Raw genomic sequence first — 23,302 nt, 5'->3', positions numbered from 1 at the left:
TTGAATCATGAAACGCACTTATCAAGGCTCCAAGACCCGTCGCGCCCGTACCCACGGCTTCCTGGTCCGCATGAAGACGCGTGGCGGCAAGGCCGTCATCGCCGCTCGTCGCGCCAAGGGCCGCAAGCGCCTGGCCGTCTGAGCGTCACTTCCGACGACCTGATCTGCACACCGTGATCGGCCGCATCGTGCGATCGGCCGATTTCGAGCGCGTGCTGGGCACCCCCAGCCGCGCGCGCAGCGCGCACTTCGCCGTGCACCACTTGGCCGCCAGCCCCTCGCTGCCGAAGCGCCGCCCTGCCAAGGGACCGGTCGACTTGTCCACAGGTGATGCACCGATTCATCCCCAAGCTGTGGATGAATCATGCGATGCCCCCGATGCCGCGGCCTCGTCCGCGGCGTTGTCCATTCCGGACGACGCTTCGCATCGCGGCGCCGCGCTGACCGTCGAAACGTCCCCCGAAGTCCCCGCCGCGCCGCAAGGCGCCTGGCTGGGCTACGTCGTGCCCAAGCGGCACGCGAAACGGGCGGTCACGCGAGTCCTGCTCAAGCGCCAGATCCGCGCGGTCTTCGACGACCTCGGCGAGCTGCCGCCCGGCCTCTGGGTCGTGCGGCTGCGCATGCCTTTCGATCGCAAGCAGTTCCCCAGCGCCTCCTCGGACGCGCTGCGCGCCGCCGCGCGCGCGGAGCTGCTGCAGCTGACCCGCAAGCTGGCACGCCCACCGGCGGGCGGCTGAGCGGTTCGCGCCTCGGAGTCGACGATGGACACCCGCCCCGGCCTGCCGACGCGTCTGCTGATGGGGCTGGTGCGCGGCTACCAGCTGCTGTTCAGCGCCTGGCTGCGCGCCGGGTGCCGCTACAGCCCGACCTGCTCCGCGTACGCGATGCAGGCCTTGCGCCAGCATGGCGCCGCCGCCGGCACCTACCTGGCGGTCGGACGGATCCTGCGCTGCAATCCTTTCTGTCTGGGCGGACACGACCCCGTGCCTGACAATCCGCCCCGTCTGTTCACCCGACTGCTCGAGCGTCCGTCCCGATGCCGGCCGGGGACAGCAGCCTCTTCAACCGCCAATCCAAAAGCTTCCCATGACTGATATTCGCCGCACCATCCTGTGGGTGGTGTTCACGATGTCGCTGGTCCTGCTGTGGGACGGCTGGCAGCGGCACAACGGCCAGCCGTCGCTGTTCCACCCGGCCCCTGCCAAGACCGCCAGCGCCCCGACCGGCCCCGCCTCGGGCGCGGCCTCCGGCGCGACGCTCGCCGCCCAGCCCGCGACGGCCGCCTCCGGCGTGCCCGTCACGACCGCGGCCCCGGTGATCCAGAACAAGCTGGTCACCATCACGACCGACGTCGTCAAGGCGACCATCGACACCCGCGGCGGCAGCCTGGTGCGCGTCGAGCTGCTCAAGCACGCCGACGACACCAACCCCAGCGGCCACGTCGTGGTGCTGGATCCGCTGCGCCAGTACAGCGCGCGCTCCGGCCTGCTGAACGTCCCGAACGCGCCCTCGGACCAGACCGTGCTGTCGCTGGTCGACGGTCCGATGGACCTGAAGGACGGCCAGGACGCGCTGACCGTGCGCCTGGAAGGCGAGCAAGGCGGCGTCAAGCTGGCCAAGACCTACACCTTCAAGCGCGGCGACTACGCCATCGGCGTGCGCCATGAGGTCACCAACCAGGGCGCCGCCGCGGTCACGCCGCAGCTGTACCTGCAGTTGGTGCGCGACGGCCACGTCGACCACACCGGTCCGTCCTTCGCCCCCTCGTCGTTCTCGGGCCCGGCCCTGTACACGGACAAGGCGAAGTACCACAAGCTGTCCTTCGACGACCTCAAGAAGGGCAAGGCCGAGTACGACAAGAACGCCGACGACGGCTGGGTCGCGATGGTCCAGCATTACTTCGTCAGCGCCTGGCTGCGCAACGAAGCCGGCCCGCGCGAGTTCAACGTCCGCCCGCTCAACGAGAACCTGTACACCGCCGGCATGGTGATGAACTTCGCCACGATCGCGCCCGGCGCGACCGGCAAGCTCGACGACGTGCTGTACGTGGGTCCGCAGGAAGAGAAGAAGCTGGAAGACCTGGCCCCGGGCCTGGAGCTGGTGAAGGACTACGGCATCTTCAAGATCCTGTCCAAGCCGCTGTTCTGGCTGCTGGACCTGCTGCACCAGGCGCTGGGCAACTGGGGCTGGGCGATCATCGTCCTGGTGGTGCTGCTCAAGGCCGCGTTCTACGGCCTGAACGCCAGCGCGTACCGCAGCATGGCCAAGATGAAGGCGGTCAATCCGCGCATCCAGGAGCTGCGCGAGCGCTACAAGGACAAGCCGCAGCAGATGCAGCAGGAGATGATGCGCATCTACAAGGAAGAGAAGATCAACCCGCTGGGCAGCTGCCTCCCCATCTTCCTGCAGATGCCCTTCTTCATGGGCCTGTACTGGGTGCTGCTGTCCAGCGTCGAGATGCGCGGTGCCCCGTGGGTGCTGTGGATCCATGACCTGTCCAAGCCGGACACCCTCTTCGGTCACCTGCCCTACTTCAACGTGCCGATCGGCCCGCTGCCGCTGCTGATGACGCTGTCCAGCCTGCTGCAGGTCTGGCTGAACCCGCAACCGGCCGATCCGGTGCAGGCCAAGATGATGTGGATCATGCCGCTGGCCTTCAGCGTGATGTTCTTCTTCTTCCCGTCCGGCCTGGTGCTGTACTGGCTGGTGAACAACATCCTGTCGATCGCCCAGCAATGGATGATCAACAAGCGACTCGGCGTCACGAAGAGCTGATCCCGGAAATTCCTCACGCAGGAACAGGAAGCCCCCGCACCCCGGGGGCTTTTTTTCGTCCGTCGCCAGGCGCTTAATGCCATCCATGCGGGGGTCGCTTTCCGGAGCGCTCTCAAAGGAGCACCGGAAACCGGAGGCGCGTGGCGCCGGTTCACGAGAACCGTCGTCAAGGCCTACCCCGCGCCATACACCGGGCGACAGGTCGCGAGACAATCGCGGCCATGCTGTCGCCACTGTCCCGCCACCAGGATCCCATCGCCGCCATCGCCACCGCGCCCGGACGCGGCGCCGTGGGCATCGTGCGCGTCTCCGCGCCGCAAGACCTGACCCCGCTGGTGACGGTCCTCTGCGGCCGTGCGCTCAAGCCGCGCGAGGCCACCTACCTGCCCTTCCGCAGCGCCACCGGCGAGGCCATCGACCACGGTCTGGCGTTGCTCTTCCCCGCCCCGCATTCCTACACCGGCGAGCACGTGCTGGAGCTCCAGGCCCACGGCGGCCCCGTGGTGCTGCAGCTGCTGCTGGCCCGCTGCCTGGAGGCCGACCCCGCGCTGCGCATGCGCCTGGCCGAGCCGGGCGAGTTCACCCGGCGCGCCTTCCTGAATGGCAAGCTGGACCTGGCGCAGGCCGAGGCGGTGGCCGACCTGATCGACGCGAGCACCGAGGCCGCGGCGCGCAGCGCCGGCCGCGCGTTGGCGGGCGCGCTCAGCGGCGAGGTGGGCGGTCTGCGCGACGCCTTGATCCAGCTGCGCATGCTGGTCGAGGCCACGCTGGACTTCCCCGAGGAGGAGATCGATTTCCTCGAGCAGGCCGACGCGCTGGGCAAGCTGCGTGGGCTGCTCGCGCGGCTGGAAGCGCTGGTCGATCGCAGTCGCCAGGGCGCGATCCTGCGCGAAGGCATCAAGGTGGTGCTGGCCGGCCAGCCGAACGTGGGCAAGAGCTCGCTGCTGAACGCGCTGGCGGGGGCGGAACTGGCCATCGTGACGCCCATCCCCGGCACGACGCGGGACAAGCTCAGCCAGACGATCCAGATCGAGGGCGTGCCACTGCATGTGAGCGACACCGCGGGTCTGCGCGACACCGAGGACGAGGTCGAGCGCATCGGCGTGGCCCGCAGCTGGGACGCGATCGCGGACGCGGACGTGGTGCTGTTCCTGCACGACCTGACGCGGGTCGGCCATGCCGACTATGAGGCCGAGGACGCGGAGATCCGCGCACGGCTCGCGAGCGTCGACGCGGGCCGGATCCTGCAGGTCTACAACAAGGCCGACGCCCAGTCGCCCGCCACGCTGCCGGACGGCGCGCTGACGCTGTCGGCGAAGACCGGCGAGGGCCTGGACGCGTTGCGCCGGCGGCTGCTGGAGCAGGTCGGCTGGCACGCCGTGCCCGAGGGCCTGTTCATCGCCCGCGAGCGCCATGTGCAGGCGCTGCGCCGCACGCGCGAGCATGTCGAGCTGGCGCTGCTGCAGGCCGAGGCCAAGCCGGCCGCGCTGGACCTGATGGCGGAGGAACTCCGCATGGCCCACGACTCGCTCGGGGAGATCACCGGCGCGTTCACCGCCGACGACCTGCTGGGCGAGATCTTCAGCCGGTTCTGCATCGGGAAGTGAGGGCGGCGCGGCCGCTCAATGCCCCTCGAAGTCGACCAGCGAGAACACCTTCAGTCCGCCCTCGCGCAGCCGTTTCGAACCGCCCAGCTCCGGCAGGTCCACGATGGCGGCGCCCTCGATCACCTCCGCGCCCAGGCGCTCCAGCAGGCGCTTGCCGGCCATCATCGTGCCGCCGGTGGCGATCAGGTCGTCGATCAGCAGCACCCGGTCGCCGGGCTTCACCGCGTCGGTGTGCATCTCGACCGTGGCGCTGCCGTATTCCAGTTCGTAGGTCTCCTGCACCGTGGTGAAGGGCAGCTTGCCCTTCTTGCGGATCGGCACGAAACCGACGTTGAGCTCATACGCCAGCACCGAGCCGATGATGAAGCCGCGCGCGTCCAGACCCGCGATCGCATCGGGCCGCGCGTCGAAGTAGCGATGCACGAACTGGTCGATCAGCACGCGGAACGCGCGCGGGTTCGACAGCAGCGGCGTGATGTCGCGGAACTGCACGCCCGGCTCCGGCCAGTCGGGTACGGTGCGGATCTGCTGCTTCAGGAATTGGACGGCGTCTTGCATGGCCGCGATTGTCGCGCCTGAGCCCCGACAGCGCCCATGCCCACGACCGCACCGGGCTTCCCGCCCGTGACGGTCACCTCTGCCGCTGCCGCTGCCGCCGCGGCCCGTCAGGCCAGCTGCTGGCAGATCAGTCGGGCGCGTCCGGCCTGCTTGGCCGCGTAGAGCGCCGCGTCGGCGGCCTGGATCAGGCGCTGGGCCGGCGCCGCGGGCGGAGGCACGCAGGCCGCCACGCCGATGGACAGGCTCACCGAGCGCCGCACCGGCGAGCCCTCGTGCTCGATCGCGGCCAGGCGCACGCTGTCCAGGCAGCGCTGGGCGACCACCTGCGCGCCGGCCAGGTCGGTGTCCAGCAGCAGCACCGCGAACTCCTCGCCGCCATAGCGGCAGACGAATTCGCCGCCGCGGCCCACGCAGCTGCGCAGCAGCGTCGCGACGCGGCGCAGGCAGTCGTCGCCGGCGACATGCCCGTAACAGTCGTTGTATTGCTTGAAGTGGTCGATGTCGACCATCAGCAGCGCGAGCGAGCGCTCGGCCCGGCCGCCGCGCTGCCACTCCTGCTGCAGCAGCTGGTCGAAGAGCCGCCGGTTGCCCACGCCGGTCAACCCGTCGGTGGTCGACTGCCGTGCCAGCAGCTCGTTGGCGCGCTTGAGCCGCTCCTCCTGGCGCTTGCGCTCGGTCAGGTCGGTGAGGATGCAGACGTAGAGGTGGATGGTGTCGGTGCGCACCTCCGCGACGGTCAGCTGCAGGTGCAGCGCCTCGCCGTTGCGGTGGCGGGCATTGAGCTCGCGCGGATGGCCCAGCAGCGACTGCGGATCCAGCTGCGCCGCCGTGACCGCGCCATGCCCGCTCATCGACGCCCCCAGCAGCATGCCGATGTGCACGCCCTGCAGCTCCGGCGCGGTGAAGCCGAACAGCTGCTCGCAGCTGGGGTTGGCCTCCAGCACATGCCCGCCGGCATCCAGCGTCAGGATGCCGTTGGCGGCGGATTCGATGGTGGCGCGCAGCTGGGCGCGGCTGGCGGCCAGGTCCTGCTGCTCGTGGATCAGGTCGGTGACCTCCATCCGGACGCCGACGATGCCGCCCGAGGGCGTGCGCGATTCGTAGATCCGCAGCCACATGTCGTCGTGCACGCGCTGCAGCAGCGGGCTCTGCTGCCGGCCGCGCGCCTGCTTGCGCTCCTCCAGCCACTCGGGCTCACGGCCGAGCGCCTCGGGGATGCCGCCGCGCGCCAGCGATTCGCGCACCAGATCCTCGAAGGTGCTCTTGCGCTGGAAGTGCCGCAGCATGTGCGGATAGATCTCGACCAGCCGCCGGTTGTAGGCGATCAGCCGGTCGTCCTCGTCGAAGATCTCCACGCTGGCGGGCAACGCGTCGATGGCCTCCTCCATCGTGCGTTGCGCGCGACGGGCGCGAGCCTCGGCACGGGACAGCGTCGACACGACCATCACCGCCAGCAGCACCGTGAGGCCCAGCGCCGCCAGACCGATCCAGACGAGCCAGCCCTGCACACCGTGCCCGCCCAGCGCCGCGGACAGCACGATCGCCTGCAGGCCCACCAGCAGCGCGAACGCCAGCAGGGGCCAGGTGCGGACTTCGGCGTAGCGGTTCATGGCTCGTGGGGCGCGGGTGGCGGGGGCGAAAAAAAAGGTGGCTGATCCTAGCCACCCTTGTTCGCCGAGAAAACCGCCCCCAAGCGGGGGAGACGCGCACACGCGACGCGCGCCGTTGGCTTCGCGCCACGACGGCGCCAAGACGCCGTCAGCCTGTCGGCCAACACGGCCGGCGACGACGATCCGACCACCAGCCACCAGCCACCGCGGCGAGCCGGGCCCGGGCGTCCGACCCGGGCCGTGCCCGGATCAGCTGCCGCGCGTGATCGGCATGTCGACCGCGCCGGCCGGCAGCGACATGTGGCGCGCCAGCTCCAGCTTGGCCAGCGAGTTGCGATGCACCTCGTCCGGACCGTCGGCGAAGCGCAGCGTGCGCTGGCCGGCCCACATGTAGGCCAGCGGCGTGTCGTCGCTGACGCCCATGCCGCCGTGGACCTGCATGGCCCAGTCGATGACCTTGAGCGCCATGATCGGGGCGACGATCTTGATCATCGCGATCTCCGCCTTGGCGACCTTGTTGCCGACGGTATCCATCATGTAGGCGGCCTTGAGCGTCAGCAATCGGGCCTGCTCGATGCTGCAGCGGGCCTCGGCGATGCGCTCCTGCGTCACCGTCTGCTGCGCGATGGTCTTGCCGAAGGCCACCCGCGAGATGGCCCGCTTGCACATCAGCTCGAGCGCACGCTCGGCCGCGCCGATGGAGCGCATGCAGTGGTGGATGCGGCCCGGGCCCAGGCGACCCTGCGCGATCTCGAAGCCGCGGCCCTCGCCCAGCAGGATGTTTTCCACCGGGACGCGCACGTTCTTGAGCTCGATCTCCATGTGACCGTGCGGCGCGTCGTCGTAGCCGAAGACGCTGAGGTGGCGCTTGACGGTGATGCCCGGCGTGTTGGCCGGGACCAGCACCATGGACTGCTGCTCATGGCGGCCCGCGTCGGGATTGGTCTTGCCCATCACGATGTACAGCGCGCAGCGCGGATCGCCGGCGCCCGAGGACCACCACTTGGTGCCGTTGATGACGTACTCGTCGCCGTCGCGCTCGATGCGGCACTGGATGTTGGTGGCGTCGGAGGAAGCGACCTCCGGCTCGGTCATCAGGAAGGCCGAGCGGATCTCGCCGCGCAGCAGCGGCTCCAGCCAGCGGTCCTTGAGCCCTTCGGTCGCGTAGCGCTCCAGCGTCTCCATGTTGCCGGTGTCGGGCGCGGAGCAATTGAAGACCTCCGGCGCCCAGTAGACGCGGCCCATGATCTCGCACAGCGGCGCGTACTCGAGGTTGGACAGACCTTCCGGCGCGCGCGGTGAGCGCGGCAGGAACAGGTTCCACAGCCCGGCGGCGCGCGCCTTGGGCTTGAGCTCCTCGATCACCTTCGTCGGGATCCACGCGTTGCCGGCGCGGCGGTTGGCCTCGATCTCGGCGTGATAGCGCTTCTCGTTGGGATAGATGTGCTCGTCGAAGAACGCCAGCAGGCGCTCGCGCAACTGTTCAACCTTGGGGCTGTAGTCGAAGTTCATCAGGGGGCTCCCGGGATTCGCTCGTGGCGAGAAAGAAGTCGATGGCGCGCGCTCAGTCGCGGGGACCGCGCGGCTCGCGTTGATCGCGGTAGCGCAGGTACTGGGCGTACAGCGCTTCCATGGTGGTGGACCGTTCGTCCGCATGCAGCGGATGCGTCGGGGCGAAGTTGCACACGCGCAGCAGCCAGTCGCCGGGCTGCTCGCCGCGCGGCGGCGCGACGTCCAGCACGTTGATGCAGGCCGGCGATTGCACCCAGCTGCCCAGCATCACGCGCTGGCCGCCGGTCACCGCGTGAGAGAGGAAGGCCGCGTTGACCACGCCGTGCAGCACCAGCAGCGCGCAATCCCAGTCGGGATCGGCCTGCAGCCGTGCGATGCCGCCGAGCACGCGGTCCAGCAGCTCGCCCACGCTCTCGCCGTTGAGGAAGCGCTGCGACTCCGCGACGGGGCTGCGCTGCAGGCCGGTGAAGGCGCGGGTGAGCTCCTCCTGCGGGATGTCGCCGAGGCGGCCGCCGCGGATCTCCTGCCACTCGGGCCAGACCTGCGGCACGAGGGCCGCTTGATCCGAGTGTTCGAGCACCAGCTCGGCGGTCTCGACCGTGCGCGGCAGGCCCGAGACGATGACGCGATCGAAGCGCACGCCCGCGGCGCGGAAGGCCTCGCCGGCGGCGCGCGCCTGGACCAGGCCGTCCTCGTTGAGCCGCACCTGCTCGGGCAGCACCGGGCGTCCGGTGACGCCGTCGAAGTAGGTCACCGCGCCATGCCGCATCAGGTAGACGCGGCGGCGATTCGGCGTGCGGGGCTGGGTGTCCAACATGGGCGGCAGTGTGGCGCAACGGGAAGGGACGCACTGTCGCGCAGGCGGCAGGCACGCGGCTCGGGCCACAATTCGCGCCGCATGTCCGAACGGCCCGTGGGCCGACGCTCGAGCCGATGTCGCGAAGGTGGCATCCCGAGCCCTGACGACCACTCTTTCCTGCTGCCCTGACGCTTTGGTGACAAGCCCCTCCCCGCCTTCCTCCTCGCCGTCCCCGTCGACCTCGATGCCCTCGCCGCGCCGCGCCGCGCCGATGGACTCGCCGGCCGCGCGCGACGCCTCGCTGCGCGACGACATCCAGGTCCTGCGCGCGATCGCCGTGCTGTGGGTGCTGCTGTATCACGCGCAGATTCCGGGCGCTTCAGGCGGCTACCTGGGCGTGGACATCTTCTTCGTCATCTCCGGCTACCTGATCACCGGGCTGATCCAGCGAGCCTTGCAGCGCGGCGGCTTCTCCTTCCTGGCCTTCTACGGACGACGCGCGCGGCGCCTGCTGCCCGCCGCCTACGTGGTGCTGGGCGCGACGCTGCTCGCCGTGCCCTGGGCGCTGAATCGCACCGAGCAGCTGGACTTCGTCGCGCAGCTGCTGGGATCGCTGGGCTTCGCGAGCAACCTGGTGCTGTGGCATCAGACGGGCTACTTCCAGGGCGCGTCCGATCACAAGCCGCTGCTGCACTTCTGGTCGCTCGCGCTGGAGGAGCAGTACTACCTCGTGCTGCCCGCGTTGCTCGCGTTCAGCGTGGCGCGCTGGCGCGCGGCGATCGCGGTCGCGGTGACCGTCGCGAGCCTCGCGCTGCTCGCGTGGTGGCAGCCGCGCGATGCGAGCGCGGCCTTCTACCTGCTGCCCACGCGCGCGTGGGAGCTCGGCCTGGGCTCGATCGGCGCGCTGCTCTCGCCCGCGTTCATCGGGAGCGAGACGGTGCAGCGCGTGCTGCGTCGGATCGCCTGGCCCGCCGGGCTGCTGCTGATCGTCGTTCCGGCGCAGCCGGCGTGGTTCGGCGCGTCGCATCCGGGACCGGCCGCGATGATCGTGTGCGTCGCCACACTCGCCTTGCTGCTGCGCGCGCCCGCGCCGCTGTCGAGGGCCTGGATGCCGATGGTGCGGGTCGGCGACTGGTCGTACGCGCTGTACCTCGTGCACTGGCCGCTGCTCGCCTTCCTGCACAACGCCTGGGTCGGTCTGAAGGCCGATCCCGCGGCGCTGATGGCCTGGCGCATCGGCGCGGTCGCGCTGACGGTGCCGCTCGCGTGGGCGCTGCATCGGCTGGTGGAGACGCCGGCGAAGGCGGCGTTGACCGGTGCGCGCGGCGCGGTGGTGCTGGGCAGCGGGACCTTGCTGCTCGCCGCGGGCGCGGTGATGTTGACGCTGCATCGGCCCGCGCCGGGCGCGATCGACTTCGTCGAGCTGCGCAAGCCCAACTACGGGCTGTCCGCCAACTGCGACGCGGAGGAGCCCTTCGACGGCCGCGAGGCCTGCCGCACGCGTCCGGGCGCGCGCTGGATGGTGTGGGGGGATTCGTACGCGATGCACCTGGTGCCAGGTCTTGTCCGCGTGGCCAGTGACCGCGGTCTGGTGCAGGCGACCAAGTCGTCCTGCGGCCCCTTCCCCGGCCTGACGCCGGTGCGGGCGGAGCTGGGCCGCGGCAACACCTTCGCGTCGCCGTGGGTCGAGCAATGCGCGGCGTTCAATGCGTCCGTGCTGGGCTGGTTGGCGCGCCATCCGGAGATCGAGACGGTCGTGCTGTCCAGCTTGCTGACCCAGTACGTCGATGACTCGAAGTACGAGCTCCAGCCCACCGGGAAGCCCCCTGCCGCGCGCATCCGCGGCGAAGCCGCGATGCGGGCGGCGCTGCTCGAGGATCTGGGCGCGACGATTCGCAAGCTGCGCGCGATGGGCAAGAAGGTGATGGTGGTGGCGCCGCCGCCGTCGGCGGGCTTCGACATCGCGGGCTGCCTGGAGCGGAAGCAGGCGGGGCGGTGGACGCTGGGTGCGCCCGTGGGCTGTGCGATCGACGTGGCGGAGGACCAGGAGCGCCGCGCAGGGGAGCATCGATTCATCGACGAGTTTGCGAAGTCGGATCGCAAGCTGCCGGTGTTGCGATTCGAACCGCTGCTGTGCGACGCGACGCGCTGCCAGGTCGAGCGCGATGGCATCCCGCTTTATCGCGATCAGGGGCATCTGAGCCGCGAGGGCTCTCTGCTGCTCATGCCGGCCGTGATGGAGGAAGTCACCGGGCAGACGCAGATGGCGTTGGCGAGATGAAGACCCTCACCCCAACCCTCTCCCGCAAGCGGGAGAGGGAGTGACTCGTCCGCTTGCAGGAGAAGGGGGCTCGTCCGCTTGCAGCAGAGGGAGTGACTTGTCCGTTTGCAGGAGAAGGAATGACTCGCCCGCTTGCAGCAGGAGGAGTGACTCGTCCGCGAGCGGGAGAAGGGATGACTCGCCTGCGAAACCGAGACCGAGGGCTGCCGGTGGTGGTGGCGAGCGCGCGGTCCCTGTGACTCCCTCGCCCCCGGGAGGGGGAGAGGGTGGGGGTGAGGGGGTGTTTCGGGCTGTGCCGATCAGCCGACCAGCAGGCCATGCTCCGCGCGTGCGAGCGCTTCCGGCGTTCCGGAGACCACCAGCGTGTCCCCGCCGCGCAGCACCAGCTCATCGCTCGCGTCCTGCACCGCGCCGTTCGTGCGCCTGACCGACACCACGCTCACGCCCCAGACCGCCAGGCCGACCTCGCCGAGCTTCTGCCCATCCAGCGCGCTCGCCGTCGGCAGGCTGATCGACTGCAGGCGAGCCTGATCCCGCTCCTCCCCGGTGTCGTCGTCGGCGCCATGGAAGTAACCCCGCAGCAGCCCATAGCGCCGATCCCGCGCATCCCGCGTGATCCGCAGCACCCGCCGCATCGGCACGCCCACCAGCGCCAGCGCATGGCTGGCCAGCATCAGCGAGCCCTCGATCGCCTCCGGCACCACCTCGGTCGCGCCCGCGGCGCGCAGCTTCTCCAGGTCGCTGTCGTCGATGGTCCGCACGATCACCGGCACCTGCGGCGCGTGGCTCCGCACCTCGTGCAGCACCTTCAGCGCCGAGGCGGTGTCGTGATAGCTGATCACCACCGCGCTCGCCCGTGACAGACCCGCCGCGATGAGGCTCGGCAGCCGTGCCGCGTCGCCGAACACCACGCTCTGTCCCGCCGCCGCGGCCTGGCGCACGCGATCGGGATCCAGGTCCAGCGCCATGTAGGGGATGTGCTCCGCCTCCAGCAGCGTCGCCAGGTTCTGCCCGCTGCGGCCGTAGCCACAGATGATCACGTGCGCCTCGGACTTGATCGACTTCTTCGCGATCGTCGTCAGCTGCACCGATTGCAGCAGCCAGTCGCTGGCCGACAGCTTCATCACGATGCGGTTGCTGTGCTCGATGATCAGCGGCGTGGCCAGCATCGACAGCACCATCGCCGCCAGCACCGGGCTCACCCACTGCGCCGCGATCAGGTTCTGCTGCGCGCCCAGGGTCAGCAGCACGAAGCCGAACTCGCCCGCCTGCGCCAGATAGAGGCCGGTGCGCAGCGCCACGCCGGTCGGCGCGCGGAACAGCTTGGCCAGGCCCGCCACCAGCACGAACTTCGCGAAGGTCGGCGCCAGGGTCAGGATGATCACCAGCGGCCATTGGTAGACCAGCGTCTGCCAGTCCAGCCGCATGCCGATCGTGATGAAGAACAGCCCCAGCAGCACGTCGTGGAAGGGGCGGATGTCCAGCTCCACCTGGTGCTTGTACTCGGTCTCCGCGATCAGCATGCCGGCGACGAAGGCGCCCAGCGCCAGCGACAGGCCCGCGTGCTCGGTCAGCCAGGCCAGCCCCAGCGTGACCAGCAGCAGGTTCAGCATGAAGAGCTCCTGGCTCTTGCGCCGCGCCACCAAGGTCAGCCAGCGCCGCATCACATGCTGGCCGCCGGTCAGCAGCAGCGTCAGCAGCACCGTGGCCTTCAACGCGGCCCACCCCAGCGACTCGATCATCTGGGAGCCTGTGCCGCCCAGGGCCGGAATCAGGACCAGCAGCGGCACCACGGCCAGGTCCTGGAACAGCAGCACGCCGATCACGCGCCGGCCGTGCTCGCTCTCCAGCTCCAGCCGCTCGGCCATCAGCTTGACGACGATGGCGGTGGAGCTCATCGCCATCGCCGCGCCCAGCACCAGCGAGCCCTGCCAGCCCAGCTCCCAGTGCAGCCCCATCGCCGCGAAGAGCCACTGCAGCAGCAGGTTGCCGCCCATGGTGCCGGCCACCGTCACCACCACCTGCAGCAGCCCCAGCCCGAAGACCATGGACCGCATGCTGTGCAGCTTGGGCAGGTTGAACTCCAGGCCGATCGCGAACATCAGGAAAACGACGCCGAACTCGGCCAGGTTCTGCACACCGGGGACGTCGCTGGCCAGCGCCAGCGCGTTGGGGCCGATCAGCACGCCCACCACCAGGTAGCCCAGGATGGGCGGCAGCTTCAGCGTGCGGCACACCACCACGCCCAGGACGGCGGCGATCAGATAGATGAGGGTCAGGTCCAGGGCGGTGAGCATGGCGCCGATCCTACTGGTCCCTCACCTCGGGCGGACCCGGATGCGGCAAGGACCGCCCTGCGACATAGTCGGCGCCCTGCCGGTCGTCGCATTCCAAACACACAACTGACCGGGACGAGGGAGATCCACACATGTTTGCCATGCTTCGCGGCGCCGTCGTGGCGCGCGCGCTGAGCACCGCCGTGCTCGCCCTGGGCCTGAGCGCCCTCACCGGCTGCGCCAACTTCTACGTCGACAACAAGTTGCCGGAAGTGCCGGCGACGCAGTTCACCAAGCCGGCCGAACCGCGCGCGGTCCAGCTGTTCTTCGAGTTCCAGACCAAGGGCGTGCAGAACCAGATCGCCACCGCGCACCTCAAGACCCGCGTCACTGAGCAGATCCGCGACAGCGGTGTCTTCAGCGCCGTGTCCGACGGGCCGGTGCCCGGCGGCGCGACGCTCAGCATCGTGATGGACAACGTGCCGACTTCCGACGACGCCTTCAGCAAGGGCTTCGTCACCGGCCTGACCTTCGGTCTGGCGGGGTCGCAGATCGGCGACGGCTACCTCTGCACCGCGACCTATCGTGCGCCGGGCGGGCCGGCCCCCATCGTCAAGAAGGCGCGTCACGTGCTGTGGACCACCGTGGGCGCCAAGTCCGCGCCGCCCGACGCCATCAAGGCGACCAGCGCCGAAGAAGCCATGACCCTGATCAGCCGTCAGATCGTGAGCAACGTCCTCAACGACGTCACCCGCGATCCGAGCTTCCGCTGAGCACCGCGCCGCTGATCGCGGCGCCGCTTCCATTCCAACAAGCCAATACCGACCTCGGGGAGTCTCATGACCCAATCTCTGCTCCGCACCACCCGCCTGGCCCTGGCGCTGAGCGCCGTCGCCGTGCTCACCGCCTGCGTCAGCGCCAAGATGCCGCCGCCCTCCGCCAGCCCGACCAACGTCGCCAAGCTGCAAGCCGCCTCCGCCGCGCCCTCGCAGCTGGGCAGCTTCAAGCTGGCCGCCGGCAAGCCCGCCGACATGGACACCACTTTGGGCGGCCTGCGCGGCTCGTCGGTGTCGCCCTCGGCCGGCACGTTCTCGGCCCAACTGCGCGATGAACTGGGCGCCGAGCTCAAGGCCGCCGGCCTGCTCGACCCGGCGAGCACCATCGTCATCGAAGGCGAGCTGACCGACAGCAAGGTTGACGCCGCCATCGGCACCGGCACGGGCCGTCTCGCGGCCCGCTTCGTCGTCAAGCGCGCTGGTCAAAAGGTCTTCGACAAGGAACTGGCCGCCGAATCCAGCTGGGAGTCCAGCTTCGTCGGCGCGACTGCCATTCCGCTGGCCATCAACCAGTACGGCGCCCTCTACAAGGCGCTGATCGGCAAGCTGCTGGACGACGCCGACTTCCGCGCCGCGGTGAAGAAGGGCTGATCGCGGCCTGCGTACCGCACGCACGAGCGGCCTTGTGCCACCCCATCGACGGACCCCGCGGGGTCCGTTGTTCATGGGCGCTCGGATGGCGGTGTCTGCCGCGCCGTCCTCGCTCCGACGGGTGATGGGAGGGGCCGCCGAAGGGGGCTGGCTTTGGTCACGCCCGAAGCGCAAACTACCCGCCTTATGCATCGGGCGCATGCCCGCATGTGCACTCGGCTTTGCCGGACGTGGCGGGCGGGCGGAGGTTCGGGGTACCGTTCGCGCCACCGAAAAGTTACGGAGCATTTCATGCCCAATCTGTCTTTCGTTTCTCCCACGCGCAACAGTCCCTGGGGCACCTACCTGTCCCAGATCGACGCCGTCGAGCCGTATCTGGGCAAGCTGGCACGCTGGGTGGAAACGCTGCGCCGCCCCAAGCGCGCGCTGATCGTGGACATCCCCATCGAGCTGGACAACGGCACCATCGCCCACTACGAGGGCTACCGCGTGCAGCACTCGCTGACCCGCGGCCCCGGCAAGGGCGGCGTGCGCTACCACCCGGACGTCACGCTGGAAGAAGTGATGGCGCTGTCGGCCTGGATGACGGTCAAGAACGCCGCGGTGAACCTGCCTTACGGCGGCGCTAAGGGCGGCATCCGCCTGGACCCCAAGACGGTGTCCATCAAGGAACTCGAGAAGATCACCCGCCGCTACACCAGCGAGATCGGCATGATCATCGGCCCGACCCAGGACATCCCCGCGCCTGACGTGAACACCAACGGCCAGATCATGGCCTGGATGATGGACACGTACTCGATGAACGTCGGCGCGACCGCCACCGGCGTCGTCACCGGCAAGCCGATCGCGCTGGGCGGCTCGCTCGGCCGCGTGGCCGCTACCGGCCGCGGCGTGTTCGTCGTCGGTCGCGAGGCGATGCGCCGCCTGAACGTGAACATGGAAGGCGCCCGCATCGCCGTGCAGGGCTTCGGCAACGTGGGCTCGGTGGCCGCGAAGATGTTCGCCGCCAACGGCGCGATCGTCGTGGCCGTGCAGGACCACACCGGCACCATCCTGAACGAGAAGGGCCTGGACATGACCGACCTGCTGGACCACGTGGCCCGCACGGGCGGCGTGGGCGGCTTCAAGGGCGCCGACCGCATCGACAACGAGAACTTCTGGGACGTGAAGTCGGACATCCTGATCCCGGCCGCCCTGGAAGGCCAGATCACCGGCGAGCGCGCCAAGCGCGTGCAGACCCGCGTCGTCATCGAAGGCGCCAACGGCCCGACGACGCCGGACGGCGACGCCGTGCTGGCGGACCGCGGCATCATCGTCGTCCCCGACGTGATCGCTAACGCCGGTGGCGTGACGGTCTCCTATTTCGAATGGGTGCAGGACTTCTCGTCCTTCTTCTGGACCGAGGACGAGATCAACGTCCGCCTGGACAAGATCTTGGTCGGCGCCTTCAAGGGCATCTGGGACACGGCCGAGCAGCACAAGATCCCGCTGCGCACGGCGGCCTTCACCGTGGCTTGCACGCGCGTGCTGGAAGCCCGCGAAGAGCGCGGTCTGTACCCCTGACCCTCAGGACCGCGGTTCGCCGCGGTTTCGCGTGGTTACGACGAAGCGGGCTCCTCGGAGCCCGCTTTTTCATGGGGCCGACGCCCCCTGGCGGGGCGCCGGCGCCCTGCGCCTCGGCGTGTCAATGCGAGATCTTCGTCCCCAGCACTTGCAGGAACTGCGCGATCCACGCGGGATGCGCGGGCCAGGCCGGCGCGGTGACCAGCTTGCCGTCCGTGACCGCCTGGTCGACGGGGATGTTGGCGTAGCTGGCCCCGGCGAGCTCGACCTCCGCCGCGCAGGCCGGATAGGCCGAGACCTTGCGGCCGCGGATGATGCCGGCCGCCGCCAGCAGCTGCGCGCCGTGACAGATCGCGGCGATGGGCTTGTCGGACTGCGAGAAGTGCTGCACCAGCGGCAGCACGCCGGGCATGGTGCGCAGGTACTCCGGCGCGCGGCCGCCGGGGATGACGAGGCCGTCGTAGTCCTGCGGCTTCACCGCATCGAAGCTGGCGTTCAGCGTGAAGCGATGCCCCGGCTTCTCCGAGTAGGTCTGCGCCCCCTCGAAGTCATGGATGGCCGTCAGCACGAAGTCCCCGGCCTTCTTGCCGGGACACACGGCGTCCACCTGGTGGCCCACCGCCTGCAGCGCCTGGAAGGGCACCATCAGTTCGTAGTCCTCGACGTAATCGCCGGCCAGCAGCAGCAGCTTCTTCCCCATCGCTTCTCTCCAGAGTCGGTTGTGGAGCGCCGATTCTGGGAAGCGATCGTGACGGGTGGCTAGTTATCGCGACGTAACCGCGTCGGCGTCGCGGGATCGGAAGTACGGCGCCGCCGCGACCGCCAGGGCCCAGCAGATCCAGGCCGTCCACAGGGTGTGGCTGGGGTAGTGCGCGCCGCGCGCCAGCTGGGCGCCACCGTACAGCACGCCCATCACCAGCACGCCGGCCAGCGCCAGGCGCGCCTGGACCGGATAGGCGCGGCGCAGCATGAAGAAGAGGCTGAAGAACGCGAAGGCGGAGCTCGCATGGCCCGACGGGAAGCAGTGGCCGGGGCCGCCGTCCCGCACGCCGAAGCTCCAGTGCGAGACGTAGCGGGCGGTGCCGCCGAACTCGGCCAGGTCCCAGGGGCAGCTGGTGGCGCTGCCGTGCTTGATGAGGGGGATCAGGATCAGGCTGACGGCGGTCAGGGCCACCGCGCCCCAGCGCTCACGCCGGGTCAGGCGCGGCCACAGCGGGCGGATCGCGTTCACCACCAGCATCACGGCCATCCCGGTCGCGACCCAGCGGCCGCCCTGGTGCAGCACGCCAGCCGTCAGCCAGTGGTCGCGCAGCGCGAAACCGTTGGCGTTGCCGAACAGCCGGACCACCGCCAAGTCCCAGCCGGCCAGGTCCCACAGCAGGAGCGCGACAAAACCCGCCAGCGCGATCGCGAGGGCGCGACCGAAGCGGGGCGAGGCGTCGAGCGAGGAAAGTGCCGGCGCGTGCGTGAGCTCGGCGGCGGCGGCCAGAGGACGGGAGAACGGATTCTTCACGGGGAGGCAGTGGGCGCCGCGGGGCTGAAGGTCTCCTGAAGTGAAGCTGAAGCCCGGCTGAAGACGGGTGCGGAACTTGCCGGTCGGGCGGCCGCGGGGACGGGTGTCTCGTCCGGACCCCGGACCGCTGCTATCGTTTCCCCCGTGTTGCCGGCCCGCGTCACCCGATCGGGCCCCCGTTTCCGTTCCCATCCCCCATTTCCCACCCGGATCTCCCCCATGCGACTGCTGCTGCTGGAAGACGACGAACTGCTCGGCGAGGGCCTGAGCGATTTCCTGCGCGCGGAGGGGCACACCGTGACCTGGGCCCGGCGCCTGTCCGAGGTGCTGCCCCGGCAGCATGAGGAGTTCGACGCCCTGCTGGTCGATTGGCAACTGCCGGACGGTTCGGGCCTGGACTGGCTGCGGGGGCTGCGGCAGCGCGGCGTGCCCACGCCGGCGCTGATGCTCACCGCCCGCGACCTGCTCGCCGACCGCCTGCAGGGCCTGGACGGCGGCGCCGACGACTACCTGGTCAAGCCCTTCGCCCCCGAGGAGCTCGCGGCCCGCCTGCGCGCCGTCAGCCGCCGCCACATGGGCGCGAGCAGCTCCCAGCGCCGTTACGGCGAGGTCTGGCTGGACCTCGCCGCCAAACGCGCCACGCGCGAGGGCCAGGCCGTCGAGCTGACCGCGCGCGAATGGGCCGTGCTGGAAGCGCTGGCGCAGCGCGCCGGGCGGCTCTATCCGAAGCGGGAGCTGGAGCTGCAGGTGCTCGGCGACGACGCCGAGGTGCAGAGCAACGCCCTGGAGGTCCACGTGTCCAGCCTGCGCCGCAAGCTCGGCCGCGAGCTGATCGAGACCGTCCGCGGTCTGGGCTACCGGCTCGGCGCGGAGGCGGCTTGAGCGCCGCGCCGCCGCGCCGCCCGTCGATCGCCGGCCGGCTGGCGCGTCAGCTGCTGCTGATCTCGGTCTTCTGGGCTCTGCTGGCCGGACTGTGCGTCTGGCTGGTGGTGCAGGAGGAGGTCGATGAACTGCTCGACGAGACGCTGCAGGCGTCCTCCCAGGTGCTGGGCCAACTGCTGCGCCAGCAGGCGCCGATGCCGGCCGAAGTGGCTGACGGGGACGACCTCAGCACCCATTTCGCGTGGCAGCTGGTGGGGCCCGACGGCACGCTGCTGCACCGCTCGCCGCTGGCGCCGGTCAAGGCCTGGAAGCTGCCGCCCGGCTTCAGCGACTGGGCGGACGACGGTACCGACGGCGACGACTGGCGCGTCCACGTCCGGCCGCTGCCGACGGCGGCCGGCCCCGGCTGGCTGATGGTGGCGCAGACCAGCGCCGAGCGGAAGGAGGTCCGCACCCGTGTCGGTCTGGCGAGCGCCTTCTCGGCGCTGCTGGTCGGCGGGCTGTGCATGGTCTGGCTGAACCGCCGCGCGCGGCAGGAGCTCGAGCCGCTGGATCAGCTCACCGTGGCCCTGGCCCAGTACGACCCGCTCGACAGCCGGCAGCTGCTGCCCGAGCAGCAGCGCCGCGAGCTGGTCGAGATCCGCGCCGCGGTGCTGGACCTGGGCCAGCGCCTGGCGCAGCGCGTGGCCAACGAGCGCGCCTTCAGCGCCCATGCCGCGCATGCGCTGCGCACGCCGCTGGCCGGCATGGACGCGCAACTGGCGATGGCGCTGCGCGAGGCGCCGCCCGAGGCGCGCGGCCGGCTGCAGCGCACCCGCGAGGCCGCCGACCGGTTGCGGCGCGTCGTGACGGCCCTGCTGACGCTGTTCCGCACCGGCATGAGCCTGCGCTGGCAGCGGCTGGACCTGATCGAGCTGCTGTCGATGCTGCCGCTGCCCGACGGGCTGGCGCTGGACATGCCCGAGGAAGCCTGGGTCGATGCCGATCCGGACCTTCTGGCGGCGGCGCTGATCAACCTGCTGGACAACGCCTGGCGGCATCGCGCGACGCGGCTGGTGCTGCGCTGCCATGCGCTGCCCGGCGGCGGCGCGGTGCTGGAGATCGCCGACAACGGCGAGGGCGTGCCGGACTGGCAGCGCGTGGACCTGAACGACGCGCTCGAGCGCCAGCAGTACGAGGGTCGCATGGGCCTGGGACTCATGATGGCGGACCTGGTCGCGCGGGCCCACGGCGGCGACCTGCGGCTGCCCGCGGCGACCGAGGGATTCGTCGTCGCGATGCGCCTCGGACCGGCGCCGGACTGAGCCCGGCGGTCCCGGCTCGGCGCCGGTGCGCTTCGGAGGGGGCGGCTACACTTTCGCCCTGTATGACGACCCACGCCGCCCTCACCCATTCCCGCGCGCTCGACGTCGCGCGCCAGGCCCTGCAGGTCGAGTCGGACGCGTTGCTCGCGCTGATTCCCCGCCTGGGCGAATCCTTCGAGCAGGTCGTGCGGCTGATCCTGTCCTGCGACGGCCGCGTGGTCGTGATGGGCATGGGCAAGAGCGGCCATGTGGGTCGCAAGATCGCCGCGACGCTCGCGTCCACCGGCACCCCCGCGTTCTTCGTCCATCCCGGCGAGGCCAGCCATGGCGACCTGGGCATGGTCACGCCGCAGGACATCGTCCTGGCGCTGTCCAACTCCGGCGAGAGCGACGAGCTCAACGCCGTGATCCCGGTGCTCAAGCGCCTGGGCGTGAAGCTGGTCGGCATGACCGGCGGCGCCAGCTCCTCGCTGGCGCGCCATGCGGACTTCGTGCTCGATTCCCGCGTGGAGCAGGAGGCCTGCCCGCTGAACCTCGCTCCGACCGCCAGCACCACCGCGCAGATCGCGCTGGGCGACGCGCTGGCCGTGGCGCTGCTGGACGCGCGCGGCTTCCGCGCCGAGGACTTCGCCCGCTCGCACCCGGGCGGCTCGCTGGGTCGCAAGCTGCTCACCCACGTGCGCGACCTGATGCGCGCCGGCGACGCGCTGCCGCGCGTGACGGCCGAGCTGCCCCTGCTGGACATGATGCGGGTGATGTCCGACAAGGGCCTGGGCTGCGCGGTGCTGACGGACGCGGACGGCAAGGTCGCCGGCATCTTCACCGACGGCGACCTGCGCCGCCTGATCGAGCGCGGCACCGACCTGCGCGGCCTGACCGCGGGCCAGGTGATGCATCCGAAGCCGCGTACCGTCTCCGCCGACGCGTTGGCCGTCGACGCGGCCGACCTGATGGAATCCGCGCGGATCACGCTGGTCCTGGCCGTCGACGCCGAGCAGCGCCTGCTGGGCGCGATCAGCATCAACGACCTGATGCGCGCGAAGGTGATCTGATGACGGCTCCCACGCTTCCCACGGGCGCTCCGCGCATGGCGCTGAACGAGCTCCAACCCGCGCTGCGCTTTCCGCCCGAGTTGCTGCTCAAGGCGCAGGGGCCCGCGCTGGGTCTGAAGGCCGCGATCTTCGACGTCGACGGTGTGCTCACCGACGGCCGCATCTACCTGAGCGAGCGCGGCGAGGAGTTCAAGGCCTTCGCCACGCTCGACGGCCACGGCCTGAAGCTGTTGGCGCAAGGCGGCATCGTGCCCATCGTGATCACCGGGCGTGACTCGCCGGCGGTGCGCCGCCGTGTCGCCGACCTCGGCCTGAAGCACGCGGTCTACGGCGCCAAGGACAAGCTGGCCGCCGCGCTGCCGCTGCTCGCGGAACTGGGCGTGGACTGGCCCGAGGTCGCCGCCATCGGCGACGACTGGCCCGATCTGCCGCTGATGGTGCGCGCGGGCTTCGCCTGCGCCCCGGCGCAGGCCCACGCCGAAGTCAAGGCCGTCGCGCACCACGTCACCGAGGCCGCCGGCGGCCACGGCGCCGCGCGCGAGTTCTGCGACCTGATGCTGATGGCCTCGGGCAAGTACGCCGCGCTGCTGCACGGCCACCTGGTCACGCTCGACGGGGGCGCCGCCTGATGGCGACCCTCGCTCCGCCGCCGACCGGTCCCCGGCGCCGCGCCCAGCCGCTGATGTGGCGGCTGCAGTCGCTGCTGGCCAGCTACGTGCCGCTGCTGCTGATGGCGCTGCTGGCGGGCTTCACCTGGTGGCTCATCAAGAACACGCCACAGCTGGAGGCCCCGCGCGAGCGCGCCGCGCCGCGTCACGAGCCCGACTACCGGATGAACGATTTCGAGGTCGAGCGCTTCAGCAGCGACGGCCGCCTGCTGGGTCGCGTGATCGGCAAGGAGATGCGTCACTACCCGGACAACGACACGCTGGAGATCGACGCGCCTCAGCTGCGCGCCTACGGTAAGCAGGGCGAGCTGCTGGTCGCCGACGCGCAGCGCGGCCTGTCCAACGGCGACGGCAGCGAGGTGCAGTTGCTCGGCGAGGTGAAGGTCAAGCGCTATCCCGGCGGCGATCCGAACGAGCGGCCCGATCTGGAGCTCTACGGCGAGTTCCTGGCGGCCTTCCCGCAGCAGCAGATCATGCGATCGCACCTGCCGGCCCGTGTGCTGGGCATGGGCGCGGACATGCAGGTCAAGAGCTTCGACTACAACCACCTGACCGGCCAGCTGCGCTTCAGTGGCGGCGGTCGTGCCACCTTCAGCACGCGTCCCGGGGCGGTGTCGACGGGCGCGGCCGCGAAGGCCGCCACGCCCGCGGCTTCCGCGCCGGCCGCCCGCCAACGATGAACCGACTCGTCTACATCACCGGTGCCTCCAGCGGCATCGGGCAGGCGCTCGCGTTGCGCTACTACCGCGAGGGCTGGTCCCTGGCCCTGGTCGCGCGCCGCGTCGACGACCTGACCGCCTGGGCCCAGTCCCAGCAGCTGGAGTCCGCGCGCTGGCGCGTCTATCGGGCCGACGTCAGCAACGTCGACGAGATCGTCGACGTCGGTCGTCGCTGCATCGCCGAGCAAGGGCTGCCGGATGTCGTCATCGCCAACGCCGGCATCAGCATCGGCATGGACACGGCGATCTACGAGGACCTGGCCGTGATGCAGCGCATCTACGCCACCAACAACGTGGGGCTGGCGGCCACCTTCCACCCCTTCGTCGCGGCGATGCGGGAGCGGCGCTCAGGCACGCTGGTGGGCATCGCCAGCGTCGCGGGCATCCGCGGGCTGCCGGGGCATGGGGCGTACTGCTCCAGCAAGGCGGCGGTGTTCAGCTACTGCGAGAGCCTGCGCGGCGAATGCCGGCCCGACGGGGTGAAAGTCGTGACCATCGCGCCGGGCTATGTGGACACGCCGCTGACGCGCGAGAACCGCTACGGCATGCCCTTCCTGATGCAGCCCGAGGACTTCGCGCGCAAGGCCTACGAGGCGATCGAGGCGGGCGCGCGGGTGCGCTTCATCCCGTGGCAGATGGGGGTCGTGGCGCGGGCCATGCGCCTGCTGCCGGGGGCCGTCTTCGACCGGCTGCTCGCGGGCCGGCCGCGCAAGCATCGCCAGGGCGAGACCTGACCCCATTCGCGCCCCCTGCGGG

Annotated in this window: 22 protein-coding genes; 15 read left to right on the top strand and 7 right to left on the bottom strand. The window is 70.4% G+C overall.

The annotated features are described in order from the left end of the window. Window positions 1-7 precede the first annotated feature (7 nt). The 5 genes from rpmH to mnmE all read left to right on the top strand — a co-directional run bounded on the left by rpmH (window position 8) and on the right by mnmE (window position 4,382). Window positions 8-142: a 50S ribosomal protein L34 gene (gene rpmH, locus MCHT01_RS14040; protein WP_067065970.1), complete on the top strand. Its 135-nt coding sequence runs from the start codon at window positions 8-10 to the stop codon at window positions 140-142. A 31-nt stretch (window positions 143-173) separates the two neighbouring features. Then, on the top strand, window positions 174-737 hold the full coding sequence (locus MCHT01_RS14035; protein ID WP_067065969.1) for a ribonuclease P protein component: 564 nt from the start codon (window positions 174-176) through the stop codon (window positions 735-737). Between the two features lie 24 nt (window positions 738-761). Continuing rightward, window positions 762-1,094, top strand: coding sequence for a membrane protein insertion efficiency factor YidD (gene yidD, locus MCHT01_RS14030; protein WP_067065968.1), 333 nt, complete (start codon window positions 762-764; stop codon window positions 1,092-1,094). Further along, window positions 1,087-2,775: a membrane protein insertase YidC gene (yidC, locus tag MCHT01_RS14025; RefSeq protein WP_067065967.1), complete on the top strand. Its 1,689-nt coding sequence runs from the start codon at window positions 1,087-1,089 to the stop codon at window positions 2,773-2,775. The genes yidD and yidC overlap by 8 nt, the downstream gene beginning before the upstream one ends. Window positions 2,776-2,996: 221 nt before the next feature. Beyond that, window positions 2,997-4,382 carry a tRNA uridine-5-carboxymethylaminomethyl(34) synthesis GTPase MnmE gene (gene mnmE / locus MCHT01_RS14020; RefSeq protein ID WP_067065966.1) on the top strand — a complete coding sequence of 462 codons (1,386 nt, stop codon included), beginning with the start codon at window positions 2,997-2,999 and terminating at the stop codon, window positions 4,380-4,382. A 15-nt stretch (window positions 4,383-4,397) separates the two neighbouring features. Here the strand turns inward: mnmE and MCHT01_RS14015 are convergent, their stop codons facing one another. From MCHT01_RS14015 to MCHT01_RS14000, 4 genes are all read right to left on the bottom strand, one after another. Further along, window positions 4,398-4,940: an adenine phosphoribosyltransferase gene (locus MCHT01_RS14015; RefSeq protein ID WP_067065965.1), complete on the bottom strand. Its 543-nt coding sequence runs from the start codon at window positions 4,938-4,940 to the stop codon at window positions 4,398-4,400. A 107-nt stretch (window positions 4,941-5,047) separates the two neighbouring features. Continuing rightward, the gene (locus MCHT01_RS14010) at window positions 5,048-6,550 is read right to left on the bottom strand and encodes a sensor domain-containing diguanylate cyclase (protein ID WP_067065964.1); all 1,503 of its coding nucleotides are present in this window, start codon (window positions 6,548-6,550) and stop codon (window positions 5,048-5,050) included. Between the two features lie 249 nt (window positions 6,551-6,799). Continuing rightward, entirely contained in the window at window positions 6,800-8,062 is a 1,263-nt protein-coding gene (locus MCHT01_RS14005; protein WP_067065963.1) for an acyl-CoA dehydrogenase family protein, read from the bottom strand. Window positions 8,063-8,114: 52 nt separating this feature from the next. Beyond that, window positions 8,115-8,879, bottom strand: coding sequence for a histidine phosphatase family protein (locus tag MCHT01_RS14000; protein WP_067065962.1), 765 nt, complete (start codon window positions 8,877-8,879; stop codon window positions 8,115-8,117). A 226-nt stretch (window positions 8,880-9,105) separates the two neighbouring features. Between MCHT01_RS14000 and MCHT01_RS13995 the strand changes: the two genes are divergently transcribed. Beyond that, window positions 9,106-11,142 (top strand): acyltransferase family protein, encoded by a 2,037-nt coding sequence (locus MCHT01_RS13995; RefSeq protein WP_067065961.1) that lies wholly within the window; start codon window positions 9,106-9,108, stop codon window positions 11,140-11,142. Window positions 11,143-11,441: 299 nt separating this feature from the next. Here MCHT01_RS13995 and MCHT01_RS13990 read toward each other — a convergent pair whose 3' ends face one another. Beyond that, window positions 11,442-13,439: a monovalent cation:proton antiporter family protein gene (locus tag MCHT01_RS13990; protein WP_067065960.1), complete on the bottom strand. Its 1,998-nt coding sequence runs from the start codon at window positions 13,437-13,439 to the stop codon at window positions 11,442-11,444. A gap of 131 nt (window positions 13,440-13,570) precedes the next feature. On the opposite strand from MCHT01_RS13990, the gene MCHT01_RS13985 reads away from it, so the two are divergent. From MCHT01_RS13985 to MCHT01_RS13975, 3 genes are all read left to right on the top strand, one after another. Next, window positions 13,571-14,191, top strand: a complete 621-nt coding sequence (locus MCHT01_RS13985) for a hypothetical protein (RefSeq protein ID WP_067065959.1) — start codon at window positions 13,571-13,573, stop codon at window positions 14,189-14,191. 66 nt (window positions 14,192-14,257) lie between these two features. Continuing rightward, window positions 14,258-14,845: a hypothetical protein gene (locus MCHT01_RS13980; protein ID WP_067065958.1), complete on the top strand. Its 588-nt coding sequence runs from the start codon at window positions 14,258-14,260 to the stop codon at window positions 14,843-14,845. Window positions 14,846-15,136: 291 nt separating this feature from the next. After that, on the top strand, window positions 15,137-16,408 hold the full coding sequence (locus tag MCHT01_RS13975; RefSeq protein ID WP_067065957.1) for a Glu/Leu/Phe/Val family dehydrogenase: 1,272 nt from the start codon (window positions 15,137-15,139) through the stop codon (window positions 16,406-16,408). 121 nt (window positions 16,409-16,529) lie between these two features. Here MCHT01_RS13975 and MCHT01_RS13970 read toward each other — a convergent pair whose 3' ends face one another. Then, window positions 16,530-17,108 carry a DJ-1/PfpI family protein gene (locus tag MCHT01_RS13970; protein WP_067065956.1) on the bottom strand — a complete coding sequence of 193 codons (579 nt, stop codon included), beginning with the start codon at window positions 17,106-17,108 and terminating at the stop codon, window positions 16,530-16,532. Window positions 17,109-17,171: 63 nt separating this feature from the next. After that, window positions 17,172-17,921 (bottom strand): phosphatase PAP2 family protein, encoded by a 750-nt coding sequence (locus MCHT01_RS13965; RefSeq protein WP_245643288.1) that lies wholly within the window; start codon window positions 17,919-17,921, stop codon window positions 17,172-17,174. A 219-nt stretch (window positions 17,922-18,140) separates the two neighbouring features. Between MCHT01_RS13965 and MCHT01_RS13960 the strand changes: the two genes are divergently transcribed. From MCHT01_RS13960 to MCHT01_RS13935, 6 genes are all read left to right on the top strand, one after another. Next, on the top strand, window positions 18,141-18,803 hold the full coding sequence (locus MCHT01_RS13960; protein ID WP_067065955.1) for a response regulator transcription factor: 663 nt from the start codon (window positions 18,141-18,143) through the stop codon (window positions 18,801-18,803). After that, window positions 18,800-20,107, top strand: coding sequence for a sensor histidine kinase (locus tag MCHT01_RS13955; RefSeq protein WP_067065954.1), 1,308 nt, complete (start codon window positions 18,800-18,802; stop codon window positions 20,105-20,107). Before MCHT01_RS13960 ends, MCHT01_RS13955 begins: the two co-directional genes overlap by 4 nt. Before the next feature lie 62 nt (window positions 20,108-20,169). Further along, window positions 20,170-21,159, top strand: a complete 990-nt coding sequence (locus MCHT01_RS13950; RefSeq protein WP_067065953.1) for a KpsF/GutQ family sugar-phosphate isomerase — start codon at window positions 20,170-20,172, stop codon at window positions 21,157-21,159. After that, a complete protein-coding gene (locus tag MCHT01_RS13945; RefSeq protein ID WP_084452617.1) occupies window positions 21,159-21,788 on the top strand; it encodes a KdsC family phosphatase in 630 nt (209 codons plus the stop codon). Before MCHT01_RS13950 ends, MCHT01_RS13945 begins: the two co-directional genes overlap by 1 nt. After that, window positions 21,788-22,507, top strand: coding sequence for an LPS export ABC transporter periplasmic protein LptC (lptC, locus tag MCHT01_RS13940; RefSeq protein WP_067065952.1), 720 nt, complete (start codon window positions 21,788-21,790; stop codon window positions 22,505-22,507). Before MCHT01_RS13945 ends, lptC begins: the two co-directional genes overlap by 1 nt. Then, window positions 22,504-23,280 carry an SDR family oxidoreductase gene (locus MCHT01_RS13935; RefSeq protein ID WP_067065951.1) on the top strand — a complete coding sequence of 259 codons (777 nt, stop codon included), beginning with the start codon at window positions 22,504-22,506 and terminating at the stop codon, window positions 23,278-23,280. Before lptC ends, MCHT01_RS13935 begins: the two co-directional genes overlap by 4 nt. Window positions 23,281-23,302 lie beyond the last annotated feature (22 nt).

This window comes from Mitsuaria chitosanitabida ATCC BAA-476 = NBRC 102408 (genome assembly GCF_001598255.1).
GTDB lineage: Bacteria > Pseudomonadota > Gammaproteobacteria > Burkholderiales > Burkholderiaceae_C > Roseateles > Roseateles chitosanitabidus.
The sequence above is the reverse complement of the archived record's forward strand: the minus strand, read 5'-3'. Positions and strand labels throughout refer to the sequence as shown.

Coding starts and splice junctions, on each gene's coding strand:
- rpmH (WP_067065970.1), top strand. CDS start 8: ATGAAACGCACTTATCAAGGCTCCAAGACCCGTCGCGCCCGTACCCAC.
- yidD (WP_067065968.1), top strand. CDS start 762: ATGGACACCCGCCCCGGCCTGCCGACGCGTCTGCTGATGGGGCTGGTG.
- yidC (WP_067065967.1), top strand. CDS start 1,087: ATGACTGATATTCGCCGCACCATCCTGTGGGTGGTGTTCACGATGTCG.
- mnmE (WP_067065966.1), top strand. CDS start 2,997: ATGCTGTCGCCACTGTCCCGCCACCAGGATCCCATCGCCGCCATCGCC.
- MCHT01_RS14015 (WP_067065965.1), bottom strand. CDS start 4,940: ATGCAAGACGCCGTCCAATTCCTGAAGCAGCAGATCCGCACCGTACCC.
- MCHT01_RS14010 (WP_067065964.1), bottom strand. CDS start 6,550: ATGAACCGCTACGCCGAAGTCCGCACCTGGCCCCTGCTGGCGTTCGCG.
- MCHT01_RS14005 (WP_067065963.1), bottom strand. CDS start 8,062: ATGAACTTCGACTACAGCCCCAAGGTTGAACAGTTGCGCGAGCGCCTG.
- MCHT01_RS14000 (WP_067065962.1), bottom strand. CDS start 8,879: ATGTTGGACACCCAGCCCCGCACGCCGAATCGCCGCCGCGTCTACCTG.
- MCHT01_RS13995 (WP_067065961.1), top strand. CDS start 9,106: ATGCCCTCGCCGCGCCGCGCCGCGCCGATGGACTCGCCGGCCGCGCGC.
- MCHT01_RS13990 (WP_067065960.1), bottom strand. CDS start 13,439: ATGCTCACCGCCCTGGACCTGACCCTCATCTATCTGATCGCCGCCGTC.
- MCHT01_RS13985 (WP_067065959.1), top strand. CDS start 13,571: ATGTTTGCCATGCTTCGCGGCGCCGTCGTGGCGCGCGCGCTGAGCACC.
- MCHT01_RS13980 (WP_067065958.1), top strand. CDS start 14,258: ATGACCCAATCTCTGCTCCGCACCACCCGCCTGGCCCTGGCGCTGAGC.
- MCHT01_RS13975 (WP_067065957.1), top strand. CDS start 15,137: ATGCCCAATCTGTCTTTCGTTTCTCCCACGCGCAACAGTCCCTGGGGC.
- MCHT01_RS13970 (WP_067065956.1), bottom strand. CDS start 17,108: ATGGGGAAGAAGCTGCTGCTGCTGGCCGGCGATTACGTCGAGGACTAC.
- MCHT01_RS13960 (WP_067065955.1), top strand. CDS start 18,141: ATGCGACTGCTGCTGCTGGAAGACGACGAACTGCTCGGCGAGGGCCTG.
- MCHT01_RS13950 (WP_067065953.1), top strand. CDS start 20,170: ATGACGACCCACGCCGCCCTCACCCATTCCCGCGCGCTCGACGTCGCG.
- MCHT01_RS13945 (WP_084452617.1), top strand. CDS start 21,159: ATGACGGCTCCCACGCTTCCCACGGGCGCTCCGCGCATGGCGCTGAAC.
- lptC (WP_067065952.1), top strand. CDS start 21,788: ATGGCGACCCTCGCTCCGCCGCCGACCGGTCCCCGGCGCCGCGCCCAG.
- MCHT01_RS13935 (WP_067065951.1), top strand. CDS start 22,504: ATGAACCGACTCGTCTACATCACCGGTGCCTCCAGCGGCATCGGGCAG.